The following is a 14,799-nucleotide window of genomic DNA, read 5'->3' as shown; positions in this document are numbered from 1 at the left end:
GATCTGTGGCGTCCACAAGTTTCCCTGTGGGAGCCAGCCTGCTGGCGATGAGGCCAGTAAATACAACTCAAAACTTACTGCCCAAACCGATACTCCCGCTCAACCCGACACACCCGCGTATGAAACGCCGAATACCACTCGGCCCGCCCACGCGCCTGAATCACCCGGTGCTCCGGATGCTCGCGCCAGGCCAGAATCGCCGCCTCGCTCTCCCAATACGAAATCGTAATCCCCACCCCGTCCGCGCCCCGGATCGAATCGATGCCGAGAAGCCCCGGTTGATCGGCAACCAACTGCATCATGCGCTCGGAGGCTTCGGCGTAGCCGTTGTCGCCCTCGGTGCGGGTCGAAGTGAATATCACGACGAAACACTCAGTGTCCGGTTTCATCGAGGTTGCTCCGCACAGGCTTCGACAAATGCTCGCACCAGCGGTGGCATTTGCCCTTTGAGCGCGGCACGTTCCGGCTGAAACAACGTCGCGACGAAGAACACATGGCTTTTCAGTTCGATGGCGCGCAGATCGCCTGCAGAATCGTGGCCCATGGCGTGCAGGTCATGGGTCAGCAATTCCCGTTCGAACTGCGGATTCACCCCAAAACGGCAGCGATAGCCTTCACGAATCTCGGATGTTTCGTACGCCTTGGCAATCAACGAACCGGGCACCAGATGGATGCTGTCCACCGCTTCCACCAGCGAACAGCTCAGCGGCGAGAGCACGGCACGGCTGGAATCGGGCGAGGTTTCGCCATGCTCGGCATCGGCCCAGCCCAATACGTTGCGGGAAAACTCGAGTACCGCATGTTGAAAACCGCCGCAGGTGCCGAGGAACGGTCGCTGCTGTTCTCGGGCAAAACGGATGGCCCGCAGCGCGCCAGCTTCACTCTTGTAAGGGCTGGCCGGGACGCACCAGAAACCGTCGAAGCCGTCGAGCGGTGTGTCGAGATGAATCCGGTCCGTCGCCAGCCATTCGAAATCGACGGGTCGGCGAATGTGTTCTGCCGCCAGGCCGAGGGCGACGGGGATGGCTTGATGGGCGGTGACTTGTGGGTCGTAGTCACCGATCAGGGCGATGCGCAGGGCTCTGGATTCCATGAGTGCTCGCTGTGCTTGTTGAGGGATGACGCTCACTATAGATTGGCGTTCACGCACTCAATATGGGCGTTTCCCCAAGTGATTAATGCAGCGACGCACTATCGACTCGACTTCCCGGATCTGGCGCTGATTCTCGCCCTGGTGCGTGGCGGCTCGCTGGCCCGGGCCTCACAGTTGTTGAAGGTCGATGTGTCGACGGTGTTCCGTGCCGTGCGCCGACTGGAAGCCGCACTCGGTCAGCAACTGTTCGAAAAAAGCCGCGCCGGCTACCTGCCCACCAGCCTTGCGCAGACCCTGGCGGAACAGGCTGAGCGCGCCGAGCAGGCACTGGAAGCGGCGCGCATCGGCGTGGAGCAGGGCGGCGCAGTGGTCAGCGGCACGGTGCGCCTGACCTGTACCGATTCGGTGCTGCAAGGTCTGCTGCTGCCGGCGCTGGCGCAGTTCATGCCGAACTACCCGGCGCTGACCATCGAGCTGAGCACCTCCAATGATTTCGCCAACCTCAGCCGCCGCGATGCCGATATCGCCCTGCGTCTGACGCGCACACCGCCGGAGCATCTGGTCGGACGGGAGCTGGCGAAGATTTCCTACCGGGTCTGCGCCAGTGAGCGTTATCTGCAAAACATCGATGCATCCGATCTGGCCGCCATGACCTGGATCGCCCCGGATGATTTCCTGCCCGATCACCCGACCGTGGTTTGGCGCCGCCAGCACTTGCCCAGCGTGACACCGGGCTATCGCTGCAACAGCATGCTGTCGGTGACGGAATTGGTGCGTGCCGGGTTAGGCGTCGCGGCGTTGCCGGACTTTCTGATCACCGAAGGTCTGCAAGCTTTGAGCGAACCGCTGCACGGTTACGACACCGCCCTCTGGCTGCTGACCCGCCCGGACTGCCGCGCGTTGCGCTCGGTGGTCACGCTGTTCGATGAACTCGGGCGGGCGCTGCGTTTGCCGTGATCAGGCCTGCGGGTTCTGGCGCATGTGATCGTGCAGCTCGCGGGTCAGGCCTTCGATGCGCTCGGTGAGGTTCTTGGTCATTTCGGTGAGCCGGGTGTTCTGCTCCAGCAGCTCCAGCAATTGCGCGGTGTTCTTCGCGGCCTGGACCTGACGCTCGGAATTGGCCACGGCCAGGGCTTCCCGGTGCTGGGCGTCGGCGTCCGATTGCGCTTTGTCCCGTGCGGCCTGACGGGTCTGGGCCAGCAAAATCAGCGGTGCGGCATAGGCCGATTGCAGGCTGAACGCCAGGTTCAACAGGATGAACGGATAAACGTCGAAGGTCGTGATGCCAGACATATTCAGGCAAACCCACAGCACCACGATCAGGGTCTGGGCACCGAGAAAGGTCGGCGTACCGAAGAACCGCGCAAACGCCTCGGCCCGCAGGGCGAACTTGTCGTTGCCGAAGGTTGTGTTGAGGTGAGCGTGGGGGCGGTGGAAGCGCAGGTGATCAACAGGCGCGGCGGGGGATTCGTTTTTTTCGGTGGTCATGACGGACTCGGCAGGGCTTGGGACGTTGAATCACTATAGCCCTGCGTCGCCCGTGTCGGCCTATCCCGGCGCACGCTCGTTGGCGAACATACTCACGGCGTCCACCGCTTCGCTGGCGCCATCGCGAATCTGCAGAATCACCGTCCCCGCCTGATCCGCCAGCTCGACGCCTTGCGCCGCGCGACCACGGGTGCCGTCCATGCTCTTGATCGCCTGACGGGTTTCGCTCTGGATCAGGCCGATCATGTTGGAAATCTCTGCCGTCGAACCGCTGGTGCGGGCTGCCAGTTGTCGCACTTCATCAGCCACCACCGCAAAACCACGCCCTTGCTCACCGGCCCGCGCCGCCTCGATTGCCGCGTTGAGCGCCAGCAGGTTGGTCTGGTCGGCAATCGCACGGATGGTGTTGACGATGGCGGTGATCTGCTCGGAGCGCTCGCCGAGCTGGGCGATCAGGGTCGACGACTCGGCGATGTCATCGGCGATTTCGCGCATCTCGCTGGCCGCTTGCTGAATGACTTGCGTGCCTTGCTCGGCGACTTTTCGGGTCGCCACCGAGATGTGGTAAGCGGCGCTGGCGCTACGGGCGTCCTGCTCGTGCTGCTCGACCCGGGCGGTGACGTCCGAGGCGAATTTCACCACTTTGCACAGGCGCCCGGCGGCGTCGTAGACCGGGTTGTAATTGGCTTCCAGCCAGACGGTTCGCCCGTGTTTGTCGATACGTTCGAACTGCCCGTGGAAAAACTCGCCCTGATTGAGCCGGCGCCAGAAGTCCTGGTAGGCGCTGCTGCTGACCAGATGTGCGGGGCAGAACAAGCGGTGATGTTTGCCCTTGAGTTCGGCCTGGGTGTAGCCCATGCGCGTCAGAAAATTCTGATTGGCCGTAAGAATGTTGCCGTCGAGGTCGAACTCGATCACCGCCATGGCCCGGTCGATGGCCTGCAATTTGGCGTTGGCTTCGCTTTCCTGCTGCACCTTGGCTGTGACGTCCATGGCGTACTTGACCACTTTCACCACGCGGCCCGACGCATCCTTGATCGGGTTGTAACTGGCTTCAAGCCAGATCGGCCGGCCCTGGCTGTCGATGCGCTCGAAAGTGCCGGACTGGAACTGACCGTTTTTCAGTCGCGACCACAGTTCGGTGTACTGGCTGCTGCGAGCAAATTCCGGTGGGCAGAACTGGCGGTGGGACTGACCAATTACCTGTTCGGCCTTGTAGCCCGTGGTCTTCAGGAAGTTGTCGTTGGCGCGCAGGACCACGGCGTCGAGATCGAACTCGATCACCGCCATGGAGCGGTCGATGGCTTCGAGCAAACCGGATTGCTCGGTGATGGTGTGTTGCAGGTCATCGATGACGGACTGATGGCGATTGAAAAACATGCGGGGTGCGCTCCGGAAATAGGGCTGAGGTGTTGTCCCTGTTCCTGCGCTGGCCGGCCGAACGAGCTGACGACATTGGGCAATGACCATTAAAGTGCCAGCATCCAGGCTGGCGATCTGATCTTATACAAACTTATTAAACTTGTACAAGAAAGTGCGGTGTCACTTTGTCGTACAAGTCTTGTCAGGCATTGGAGCGGCTCAGCGCGACACTGATCGTGTTGCGGCCCGTATGTTTGGCGGTGTACAGCGCCTTGTCGGCATCATCCAGCCAGTGCAGCGCATCCGGGTAGGTCGGGTGAAAACGTGCCAGCCCGATACTCAGGCTGACCCGCAACTCCGGCACATCGGGATGACGGTATTGGTGCAGGGACTGGCGCAGCTGCTCCATCAGTGCTTCGGCTCTGCTCAGTGGCAGGTTGGGCAGGATCACGCAGAATTCGTCGCCGCCGTAACGGCCGGCCAGCTCGCTTTCAGTCAGCAAGGATTTGAGTTCGCGACTGAGTTGCTGGAGCACCGCATCGCCGACGATGTGCCCGTAACTGTCGTTGATCACCTTGAAGTGATCGACGTCGATCAGCGCGAGGGTGGCCTGGCTGTTGTGTTCGCGGCACTGCTGGAACTTGAGGTGCAGCAGGTCTTTCCAGGCCCCGTGGTTGAGCAGACCGGTCAGGCTGTCGGTGCGGCTCAGGGCACTCAGGGTGCGCTTGTGTTCGGCGAGTTTGATCGCCAGCCGATAGCAGACCATGCCCAGCGCCAGCGGATAAAGAGTGAGCATCGGCAGGCACGCCCAGACCTGGGTCTGCGTCGCCGTCAGGGTGAACTTGACCCCGAACAGCGACCAGCCCAGCAACACGCCGATCACTTGGGCGAGGGCGCCGAGCAGGAACAGGCGTCGGCCGCCGGCGGCGACGTTGTTCATGGTCATCATCGACAGAATGGTCACGGTGACCAGCGGATTGAACTGGAAACACGCGGTCCAGAAGCCGCCGAACACCGAGTCATAGAGCAGATTGCGGCGCTCGGCGCGGTAGGGGAAAGCCGAGCGGGTCGACCATTGATAGGCGACGTGTGGCCAGAGAAAACCGTGGAACAGCAGCAGCGCCCAGAGCCACGCCGGCACATTCAATGGATACAGCGCGGCGCCGACGCTGAAGAAACCGATCCCCAATCCAATGGCACGTGGCAAGTAGATACGTCTGGCGAATGACAAGCCTTTGCCGCGTTGGTTTTCCATGATGTTCTTCGCCAGATTCATTCTGAAACACTTTGCAGTGTAATTCTTCAGAGCGACCGTTCATCGGTCAATGACAGACATTGTCATTTATTCCAGCGGGAAAATTCAGTGTCCTTGTGAGCCATTTACGCGGCGCAGACGTGATCTAGAGCTGGTAGCAGGCCAGGAACATGTCCAGTGCCGAATCGACCACGGCATTTTGCATGGTGCTGTCGAGCGAGGGCTGACCCATGGAAATCTGCGGCCAGAAGGCGAAGGATTTGAGCAGTCCCTGGACCTGATGCGCAGCGAACTCCGGATCGGCCGGTTTCAACCGGCCATCTGCCTGGGCGGCGCGGATCCACCCGGTCACGCTCTCCTCTCGTTCGCCCATGCGCGCCACCATGTTCTGCGCACGCTCGGGCGAGTGGATCGCGGCAGCGATGGCGACCCGGGCCAGATCCATGAAATTGTCGTCCGCCATCATCTGCAGTTTGGCCAGCAGCATCGTTCGCAGTTGTTCGCGCAAGGGCTGGTCGGGTTGATACGACACGGCTTGCTCGGTGCTGATCCGTGCCCACAACTGGTTGAGAATTTCGGCGAACAGCTCTTCCTTGCTGGGAAAGTGGTTGTACACCGTGCGCTTCGACACCCCGGCGGTGGCCGCGATCTTGTCCATGCTGGTGACCTCGAAACCGTTGGCACGGAATTCGGAAATGGCCGCCAGGATGATGGCTTCGCGTTTGCGGTCGGTGAGGCGCGTTGGAGCTGTCATAAATTCGATTCGGCAGGAAAAAGGAGGAAATTACACTCGGCAGTTTACTTGTCATCCGGATTCATGCAACCTAGAAAGTACACCGACCAGTGTAATGTTGCGTTAATCGCTGCAACCTAAAACCAGATGTCCGGCTGATGCGTGCGTGCCTTGGCCATTTATCGTCCCACCGTGGAAAACCGTGAATTGCGCGGTTTTTCTGGAGTCATTCAGTCATGGCCAAATCAATTTCTTCCGCGGTCAGTCCTGTACCTGAAGCTTCGCGCCAGGCCGAAGGGACATTCCGCAACCACGCGCCGGTACAGCGCGAAGGTGTGCGCAAGATGCTGCGCATCATGTGGAACATGATCTTCCACAAACCGCGTAACACCCGTCCTGCGTCGGCCATTCCGGTACAAGCGTTGACCCGTGCCGACCTGATGGCAGCGCCGAACCACAGCGTCTATCGCCTCGGTCACTCGACCCTGCTGCTGAAGCTGCAGGACAAGTTCTGGATCACCGACCCGGTGTTCGCCGAGCGCGCTTCGCCCGTGCAATGGGCCGGCCCGAAGCGCTTCCATCAGCCACCGATCAGCATCGATGAGTTGCCACCGATCGAAGCGGTGATCCTGTCGCACAACCACTACGATCACCTCGACTACGAAGCGGTGTTGAAACTCGCGGACAAGGTCAACGTGTTTCTCACGCCGCTGGGCGTCGGCGACACGTTGGTCAAATGGGGCATCGATGCCAGCAAGATCCGCCAGTTCGACTGGTGGCAGGGCACCGAAGTCGCCGGCATCCGCTTCATCGCCACCCCGTCGCAGCACTTCTCCGGCCGTGGCCTGTTCGATGGCAACCAGACCCTGTGGGCTTCGTGGGTCATCATCGACGGCGACACGCGGATTTTCTTCAGCGGCGACAGTGGCTACTTCGACGGCTTCAAACGCATCGGCGAACAGTTCGGCCCGTTCGACCTGACCCTGATGGAAACCGGTGCCTACAACGTCGAATGGCCCCACGTGCACATGCAACCGGAAGAAACCCTGCAAGCTCACATCGACCTCAAGGGGCGCTGGTTATTCCCGATCCACAACGGCACGTTCGACCTGGCAATGCATGCCTGGCACGAACCCTTTGATCGCATTCTTGCCTTGGCCTGGGAACGCAGTGTTTCCATCACGACGCCGAAAATGGGTGAGGCGTTTAACTTGATGCAACCCCAGCGTGGGGACGCATGGTGGTTGGAAGTGGAACAGGAGATGTCAGAAAAAGGGCGCGTTGCTTGTAGCGGCTACAAGGCTGGGTGAGTTTTCCTACCAGCACTGGTCCTTGTTGCTGACAGCCGTTTCCTGCGGCTTCGGTAGGCTTGGTCGCGAGTGAAATGACTCACTCGTGATTGGCTTAAACAAGGATTAGAAAATGAAATGCCGCTTTAAACGCAACATGAATACGCTGGCGCAGGCCATCCTGCTCTCGCTGGCCAGCAGCGCTGCCTTTGCAGCGCCTTCCGGTGCTGAACTGGAATACGCAAGCGCCAGCGAGCTCAGTGCAATGATGGTCAGCAACGAACTGACTTCGGTTGCGCTGGTTCAACACCTCATCGCGCGTGTTGCGGATCTGGACAAGCAAGGTCCCACCCTCAACGCCATTATCGAAATGAATCCCGAGGCTTTCGACATCGCGACGGCGATGGATGAAGAGCGTGCGCAAGGCAAGATCCGTGGCCCGCTGCACGGAATTCCGGTCCTGTTGAAGGACAACTTCGATACCGCTGACGGCATGCAAACCAGTGCCGGCTCAATGGCCATGGTCGGACAGCCGGCGACTCAGGATGCTTTTACGGTTCAACAGCTTCGTGAGGCCGGCGCCATCCTGCTGGGCAAAGCCAACATGAGTGAATGGTCGGGCATGCGTGATATGTCTCTGCCTTTGGGGTGGAGCGGGCGCGGCGGCCAGGGGAAAAATCCTCACCTGTTGAGCGCAAGTACCTGTGGTTCCAGTTCCGGCCCGGCAACTGCAGTGGCCGCCGGTTTCACACCGCTGGCAGTGGGCACAGAAACCAATGGCTCGATCAGTTGCCCGGCCTCGGCCATTGGCGTGGTCGGCGTCAAACCGACACTCGGGCTGTTCAGCCGTTCCGGCATTGTGCCGATCACTCGCCTGCAAGACACTCCGGGCACACTGACCCGTACGGTGCGGGACGCTGCATTGATGTTCAACGTCATGCAAGGCACTGATGCTGCGGACAGCGCCACTGCCAACGCCCCCACAGGAATCGACTACACGGCATTGCTTTCCGATGCCGCTCTGCAAGGCAAGCGGATCGGCTATCCAATCGCGTATACAGGATCCCACGACACGTTACTGACCCCGAATCCGGAGATGCTCGCCGCGATGGCTGTCTTGCGGGAGCAGGGCGCTACGTTGGTCCCATTGACCGTGCGTCTTCCAGACATCGAGGGCTACCTCAGTGGTCTGATGGGCGCGATGAAGCATGAGTTGCCAGAGTATCTGGCCAGCCGTCAGGGCTTGCCGATTGATTCATTGCAGACGTTGATCGATTTCAACCAGGCCAACCCCGGTGATGAGCATTACTGCCAGCAGATGCTGGAGGCAATCAACGCCGTTGAACTCACCCATGAGGAGGCGAGTGCACAGATTGCAATCATCAGCCAGAACTTCAAAGACGCTATCGATGAGCAACTGCGCGAACACAACCTGGACGCACTGTTTGCCGAAAACGATGGTTATTCCCAGTTTTCTGCGGCTACCGCAGGTTATCCGGCAATCACCTTGCCCTCGGGCATGAGCGATGACGGTACGCCGACTTCCGTGTTCTTATACGGCCAGCAATGGAGCGAGCCGCAGCTGTTGGCGATGGCGTACAGCTACGAGCAGGCTTCGATGGCATTGCGGCAGCCGGGGTTCAAGGAGTAATCAGGCCAACGAGGGTTCCCTTGCAACATGCCAGCGGAACCTTCGAACTCAAGCCACAGCAACAATCACATTCGGGCAACCATGCGCGGTGAATTATTCGACCATTGCCAAATCACCGCGCATCTCAACAGAGCCTGATTCCCTCATATTCGCTCCACACCCCGGCGCAAACCCCGGAAAGAACACCAACCCCTGCGCCTCAAACCGATACGTCAACGCCAGCCGCGCCGAATCCGCCACTTCCTGTTGCGCCTCGAACCGCTGGATGTCGTCTACCGAAACCCCAGTCTCCCGCGACAACTGTTCCATGCTCCAGCCCAACATCCCTCGGGCCTGGACGCAATGAGTCGGGGTGAACTGGAAAAGGGCAATACGTTCGAGGATGAGGTTCATCGTTGAAGTGGCCATGGTGTGCTCCGGGCTCGAGAGTGCTGATGAAAAATGTACTGTGTTTTTGTACAGTTGTTTTCGGCCGGGATCAAACGCATTTTTTGATTTGCCCTAGTTCGCCGCCTCCAACCAGACGGACGGTGCCTGACCTAGGATCCGACGGAACATCGTCGAGAACGCCGCCGGGCTGTCATAACCGAAATCCAGGGCAATCCGCGTCACCGCTTCACCCGCCGCCAGCCGTGCCAGCGCCAATACCACGCAGGCGCGCTGGCGCCATTGACTGAAACTCAGGCCGGTTTGCTGGCGGAACAATCTGTTGAAGGTACGCAAGCTTATGTGCAACTGATCGGCCCATTGCTGGGGGGATTGGTGGGCATTCGGTTGATGCAGAAAGGTCTGACACAGTTCGAGCAGTCTTCCGTCAGACGGCAGCGGAATGTGCAGCGGCAACGGTGCACTGCGCAGTAATTCATGCAGCAACAAATCGATCAGCGCACCGTCGCGCCCGGTCAGGTCATACGTCAGCGGCAGCTTCACCGCTTCCATCAGTAATTGCCGCATCAACGACGACACACTGATCACCTGACAACGCTCACTCAGATCCACCGTCCCCGGCTCGATATACAAGCTGCGGGTGCTGACCCCCAGCATCAACACCTCATGCGCCACCCCCGGCGGAATCCACACCGCTCGCTGCGGCGGCACCACCCAGTTGCCGTCATGCGTGTTGACCTGCATCACCCCGGTTGCGCCGTACAACAATTGCGCCCGCCGATGCGTATGACGTGGCAACAGATAGCCGTGGGAATAATCCGTACCGATCGCCACCACCGGGCGCGGCGTGTCATCCAGCAGATTGATCGAAATATTGCGCATCGAGCGGCACCCGGAAGTTGGCGTAAACGCAAACATTATTGGCTGACTTGCTGAAGCAGGCCAAGCGCCGCGGCTCTATCGTCGACCGCTCCCAAACAACGGACGACGCGCCATGTTCTACCTCCTGCTGACACTCTTCGGCTGCCTGACCGGCGTCACCGCTGTGCTCTTCGGCTTCGGCGGCGGCTTCGTCGTCGTGCCGCTGCTGTACCGCATGCTCACCGCCAGCCACGGCGCTGACGACCCGATTGGCCTATCAGCCATGCAAATCGCCGTCGCCACCTCGACCTGCGTGATGATCGTCAACGCCCTGGTCGCCACCGACAAACACCGCCGCGCCGGCAACCTGATCCGGGATTACCTGTGGCCCTTGGGCGGGTTCATCGGGTTGGGCGCAGTCGTCGGCGCAATCGCAGCGGTTTGGGTCAGCGGCGAAATCATCCGTTATGCCTTCATCGCCTACCTTGGCGTGACGATTGTCGACTGCCTGCTGCGACGCGGCTTTCTCACACAGTCCGAAGGCGTCATCCCACGGCGATTGGGAACGCTGGAAACGTCTGGCGGTGGTGTAGGCATTGGCGCCATCGCGACGTTTCTCGGTGTAGGAGGAAGCGTCATGACCGTGCCGTTGTTGCGGCGTTGCGGGTTGAGCATGTCGCAGGCCACTTCCATGGCCAATCCATTGAGCGTGCCGGTGGCGCTGGCGGGGACGCTGACTTACATGTTGATGGCAGGGTTCAGCGAGACAAAACTCGGACCATGGTTTATCGGGTATGTGAATCTGCTGGCGTTTGCGGTGCTGACGCTGGGCTCGATGCTGGGGATTCGACTGGCGACGCCGTGGATCGGGCGGATACCGGATCGGGTGCATGCTTGGGTGTATATCGGATTGTTGATGATTGTGATGATCAGCATGTGCGTGAGTTGATCCGGACGAAGCTCGATTCCCCGCTACAACATCGACATAATCCGCGGTCACTTTTTGCGGCATTTGCCCGCTTGCTCAAGGAAGAATTGATGTTTCACGGATTGTTGCGCCTTTCCGGCATTTTAGTACTCGCCGTTTTCTTCCATCCCCTGGCATGGGCTGAAAACGCTACTCAGGTTTACACGGGAACGCTGGGCAAGACGGCGATTGTTCTGGAGGTAAATACCCGAACCGGAGAGGGGCGTTACTTCTACCAGAAGTACCGAAAGGATCTGGAGCTCGAAGGTTCCAGGGATGGGGACACGCTCGAACTCAGCGAAGGTTCGATGATGGACGGAGACTCCCGTCCAACGCTTCGTTTACAGGCGATCGGGAGCAATTGGTCCGGTGAGTGGAGTAATCCGGCCGGGAAAACCCTCAAGGTTGAGTTGCAGCCTGCAATGATTCCGCAAGCCCCCGTCGACTCATTGCCCTATATCGTCAGCCTGCGTGAGACGGCCCCTTACGAGTACCTGCGGCTGCAAGGAATGAAACTGCAAAAGGGCAAAACCGAAACTTTCATGGGCTACACACTGCAATGGTGGAGCGAGCCCAAATCACAGGCTTCGCTTTTTGAAGTGGTGTCCGGTTATTCCCCGCAAGTGCGTCAACGCATCAACCAACAATTGATGGGCCGATTGTGGGGGGAGGTGATCGCGTATTTCGGTTGCTCGGGTGATTACTCTCAATCCAGCCAACCTCTGTGGATGACGCCTTCGGTAATGAGTGTGCGGATTTCAACGGATTATTACTGTGGCGGCGCCTACCCGGACCAAAGCAACGACGCGCTCAACTTCGATGCCACAACCGGTCAGACACTGACGCTCGAGGACGTTTTGTGGGTAGGGCAAGGTCAGCCGCTGCACTATGAACAACGCGATGATTTCAATGCGGGATCACCCGGTTCCTCTGATGCCTGGTCGAAATACCGGACTACAGAGTTGGCGCCCTGGCTGGTCGCACAGTTGCTGAAACTGTATCCCCGGCAAATGACCGTCACCGCAGAGGGCGATAACGACTGTCACTACGACGAGAGCGATCCCTGGCAATTCATGGGTTGGTACTTCACGGAGCATGGCATCAAGTTTGATCCGTCGTATCCGCATGTCGCGGCAGTGTGCGGATTCGTGGACTGGAGTGTTCTGCCGTACTCAGTCGTCAAACAACACCCCGGCGCCCTCAAACTGCAACTGCCCCAGGGCTGACCATCACGCCAGCCCCGGCGCTTCACGAATGATGAAGTGATCCAGGTTCTCGATATTGGCATTGAAGACCTCGAAAGGCTTTTCGGGGTTCTTCTTGCCCGGCACCTGCTTCAACTCCGGCGTCACACCATAGAAGAAGCAGAACAACTCCTTGTCGCTGTCGATGGCGTGCTTGATCTCTTCCAGAAACGCCTTGCGCTTGCGGTAGTTGTCGATCAGCTTTTTGTTGAGATAGACACTGACCGGATAAGGCTTCTTCTTGCTGTCATCCGGCTTCTTGAACCAGACCTTGTCCTCGAAATCGATCCGGAAACTGGCGCTGTGGAAGTCCTCGATCTTCTTGATCCGGCCCCAGTAAATCAGCCCCTTGTTGTCCATCAAGTACTCGATCTTCTTGAAGAACGAACTGTACGGCGCCGTATGCTCGCCAATCTTCAATGGCATGCGCTTGAGCAAATCCCTGTCCGCGAAGTTCGACACAAAACACTCCACGGGGTGAGCGAAGACGCTGGTCTTGTCCGGCGCCGTGTCACGACTCGGCGACTCTTTTGAGGGGGTAGCCGCCACCCGCACCGGATCATCCCGCAACACATCCGCCGCCCCCGCAGGCGCGGCAGGCTTGCGCACATACTCACGGCGCGTCAGTAACAACTCCGACGGGAAATGCTCCTCACGCCCGTCATCCGTTTCCCCATCCGCCGCCTCAACCCCAGACGCCGACGTCTTCACACTCACATACGGACAACCCGCCACATGCTGCGTACCAGGCAGATTCTTGAAGTGCGGCGTGCGCACGTAATTCACGTTCTTGGCGTTGAACGTACCCAACTCGTTGGAAGCATCGAACGCCGCACGGCAGGCGTTGTTGGGGCATTGGAAGTGTTCCTTGGTGGAGTCGAACGCCACCGTCTCATCGAAATTGAGATCGCGAACGTCATAGATCGACAGTTTGTCGTCGAGGCTGAGGCAGTAGGCGAGGTCGAATTTCATGGTGGGGCTCGGGTCCTTGAGTGGGGGAGGGGTTATTAATAGCGGGTGGAGGGGTGGGTTGCACTGATTGTTTTCAGGATGATGCAGAACCCGTCTGCCGAGGACTGGCTGTCCCCGACACTTCGGGTCATAAAAAACCGCTGCTTGAGTTTTCAAGCAGCGGTTTTTTGATATCAGTAACTACGCAGCATTCGTGAAGCTTTACGCCACCAGGATTCCTGACGATTAAACGGATCCTCCGCCAGCAAACACGGCATATCCCGCAACCGAATCCATGGCTCATCCTGCCAGTGCAACGTGCTCAACGACATCTTGGGCCAGCTCAAAACACTCAGTATCGGACGCTCAACCGAGCGCGTCGGACGGGCATCTCGCAGCGCAGGCACAACCTGATGCGTCACCCACTCGCGAAGCTGTCGATACTCAGGGCAGTAGTGATAGATCAGCAGCGCATACACACCTGACTCGCTCACCATCAGATGTTCTCCGGGCTCGCCGTAGGTCTCCACGCACATCATCTGTCGCTGATCGGCATCGAGTTTGCGCAGCTGTCGCTCATCCAGATATTTACCCATCAGCCGCCCCAGTTCATGGACGCAGAACCAGGCCTGGTTCTCCACCAGAAGGGCATGCAGGTGGGTTTTGTTGCGGACAAATCGAGTTGGAAGAAGTGGTTCAGACATGGCGTGCCTCCCGGGTAGGGAGCACGGGATTCAAACGGCGGGTACAGCGATTCGCTTTCATCATGAAGGCTGAGTAGTCAGGCATTTCCATTTACCTCTGGCTGCTTTCTTAGGGCATTCGTTAAGGGTGTCGGGAGCTAAGAAACCCACCAGAGACGGGCCGGACATATTCCCCTTTCGGGTCTTGTATTCGCCCACTCCCGACATAACGGGACTTTTCGCAGGCGTAGAGAAACCGCAGACGAAAAAAAGCCGCATGACTGTCGGGTGCGGAGGACCGCTCTGGTTGAGGCGTTTCTTAGGCGCCGGAACAGAAGCCTAGGGCTTCAAAGCGGCGTGGTCAATCCTATAAAAATGATCATCGACTATTTGCTCAATTCCCGTAGGTCTAAGCATTCAAATCAAATGCAGAACGGATTTCATTGTGTAGGATTTCTCTGTCTTTGGTGTGGCACTCCCAAACGATCACTACTTTCCAACCAAGCTCCTTCAGCTTCTCCTGCACCTGCAAGTCCCGCTCAACATTCTTCGCGAGTTTAGGAAGCCAAAAGTCGAGTCTGCTTTTTGGTGTGTACGCATATTTGCAGCCCGGGTGTCGGTGCCAAAAGCAGCCGTGGACGAAGATACATAATCGGTGCTTGGGGAATACCAGATCAGGCGAACCTGGCAGATCTTTTCGATGCAGGCGATAACGAAATCCCAATTCATGGCACATCGAACGCACGACCATTTCAGGCTTGGTGTTTTTGCCCTTGATCATTGACATGATCTTCGAGCGGTGTTCGGGGGAGACAATGTCTGCGCTCATCCAATG

Annotated in this window: 16 protein-coding genes; 5 read left to right on the top strand and 11 right to left on the bottom strand. The window is 58.8% G+C overall.

All coding sequences use genetic code 11. The annotated features are described in order from the left end of the window. Positions 1–74 precede the first annotated feature (74 nt). Together DLD99_RS21765 and DLD99_RS21760 are read right to left on the bottom strand one after the other, a co-directional pair. Positions 75–389: an antibiotic biosynthesis monooxygenase family protein gene (locus tag DLD99_RS21765; protein WP_114884965.1), complete on the bottom strand. Its 315-nt coding sequence runs from the start codon at positions 387–389 to the stop codon at positions 75–77. Further along, complete coding sequence (locus tag DLD99_RS21760) at positions 386–1,093, bottom strand: CTP synthase C-terminal region-related (seleno)protein (RefSeq protein WP_114884962.1); 708 nt, start codon at positions 1,091–1,093, stop codon at positions 386–388. The genes DLD99_RS21765 and DLD99_RS21760 overlap by 4 nt, the downstream gene beginning before the upstream one ends. Before the next feature lie 15 nt (positions 1,094–1,108). On the opposite strand from DLD99_RS21760, the gene DLD99_RS21755 reads away from it, so the two are divergent. Then, a complete protein-coding gene (locus tag DLD99_RS21755; protein WP_114884960.1) occupies positions 1,109–2,050 on the top strand; it encodes a LysR family transcriptional regulator in 942 nt (313 codons plus the stop codon). Here DLD99_RS21755 and DLD99_RS21750 read toward each other — a convergent pair whose 3' ends face one another. The 4 genes from DLD99_RS21750 to DLD99_RS21735 form a co-directional block, all read right to left on the bottom strand. Continuing rightward, positions 2,051–2,581, bottom strand: coding sequence for a DUF1003 domain-containing protein (locus DLD99_RS21750; protein ID WP_114884959.1), 531 nt, complete (start codon positions 2,579–2,581; stop codon positions 2,051–2,053). 60 nt (positions 2,582–2,641) lie between these two features. Then, positions 2,642–3,961, bottom strand: coding sequence for a methyl-accepting chemotaxis protein (locus DLD99_RS21745; RefSeq protein WP_114884958.1), 1,320 nt, complete (start codon positions 3,959–3,961; stop codon positions 2,642–2,644). 184 nt (positions 3,962–4,145) lie between these two features. Beyond that, positions 4,146–5,198: a diguanylate cyclase gene (locus DLD99_RS21740; protein WP_114886763.1), complete on the bottom strand. Its 1,053-nt coding sequence runs from the start codon at positions 5,196–5,198 to the stop codon at positions 4,146–4,148. Positions 5,199–5,343: 145 nt separating this feature from the next. Beyond that, positions 5,344–5,952 carry a TetR/AcrR family transcriptional regulator gene (locus DLD99_RS21735; RefSeq protein WP_114884957.1) on the bottom strand — a complete coding sequence of 203 codons (609 nt, stop codon included), beginning with the start codon at positions 5,950–5,952 and terminating at the stop codon, positions 5,344–5,346. 215 nt (positions 5,953–6,167) lie between these two features. Here DLD99_RS21735 and DLD99_RS21730 point away from each other — a divergent pair, with 215 nt between their 5' ends. Then, on the top strand, positions 6,168–7,241 hold the full coding sequence (locus DLD99_RS21730; protein ID WP_114884956.1) for an MBL fold metallo-hydrolase: 1,074 nt from the start codon (positions 6,168–6,170) through the stop codon (positions 7,239–7,241). 112 nt (positions 7,242–7,353) lie between these two features. After that, on the top strand, positions 7,354–8,871 hold the full coding sequence (locus DLD99_RS21725; protein WP_114884955.1) for an amidase family protein: 1,518 nt from the start codon (positions 7,354–7,356) through the stop codon (positions 8,869–8,871). Between the two features lie 93 nt (positions 8,872–8,964). Here DLD99_RS21725 and DLD99_RS21720 read toward each other — a convergent pair whose 3' ends face one another. Beyond that, complete coding sequence (locus tag DLD99_RS21720; RefSeq protein ID WP_114884954.1) at positions 8,965–9,279, bottom strand: helix-turn-helix domain-containing protein; 315 nt, start codon at positions 9,277–9,279, stop codon at positions 8,965–8,967. Positions 9,280–9,372: 93 nt separating this feature from the next. Beyond that, positions 9,373–10,140: an AraC family transcriptional regulator gene (locus DLD99_RS21715; protein WP_114884952.1), complete on the bottom strand. Its 768-nt coding sequence runs from the start codon at positions 10,138–10,140 to the stop codon at positions 9,373–9,375. A gap of 112 nt (positions 10,141–10,252) precedes the next feature. On the opposite strand from DLD99_RS21715, the gene DLD99_RS21710 reads away from it, so the two are divergent. Further along, entirely contained in the window at positions 10,253–11,068 is an 816-nt protein-coding gene (locus tag DLD99_RS21710; protein WP_114884951.1) for a sulfite exporter TauE/SafE family protein, read from the top strand. Next, complete coding sequence (locus DLD99_RS21705) at positions 11,056–12,312, top strand: hypothetical protein (RefSeq protein ID WP_244220753.1); 1,257 nt, start codon at positions 11,056–11,058, stop codon at positions 12,310–12,312. The genes DLD99_RS21710 and DLD99_RS21705 overlap by 13 nt, the downstream gene beginning before the upstream one ends. A gap of 3 nt (positions 12,313–12,315) precedes the next feature. Here the strand turns inward: DLD99_RS21705 and DLD99_RS21700 are convergent, their stop codons facing one another. From DLD99_RS21700 to DLD99_RS21690, 3 genes are all read right to left on the bottom strand, one after another. Then, positions 12,316–13,302: a hypothetical protein gene (locus tag DLD99_RS21700; protein WP_114884947.1), complete on the bottom strand. Its 987-nt coding sequence runs from the start codon at positions 13,300–13,302 to the stop codon at positions 12,316–12,318. Between the two features lie 173 nt (positions 13,303–13,475). After that, complete coding sequence (locus DLD99_RS21695; RefSeq protein ID WP_114884945.1) at positions 13,476–13,985, bottom strand: BRO-N domain-containing protein; 510 nt, start codon at positions 13,983–13,985, stop codon at positions 13,476–13,478. A gap of 388 nt (positions 13,986–14,373) precedes the next feature. Then, entirely contained in the window at positions 14,374–14,793 is a 420-nt protein-coding gene (locus DLD99_RS21690) for a very short patch repair endonuclease (RefSeq protein WP_114884943.1), read from the bottom strand. Positions 14,794–14,799: the final 6 nt, after the last annotated feature.

Source organism: Pseudomonas kribbensis (genome assembly GCF_003352185.1).
In the GTDB taxonomy this organism is placed as follows: Bacteria; Pseudomonadota; Gammaproteobacteria; order Pseudomonadales; family Pseudomonadaceae; genus Aquipseudomonas; species Aquipseudomonas kribbensis.
This window is presented reverse-complemented; position numbering and strand designations above follow the sequence as displayed.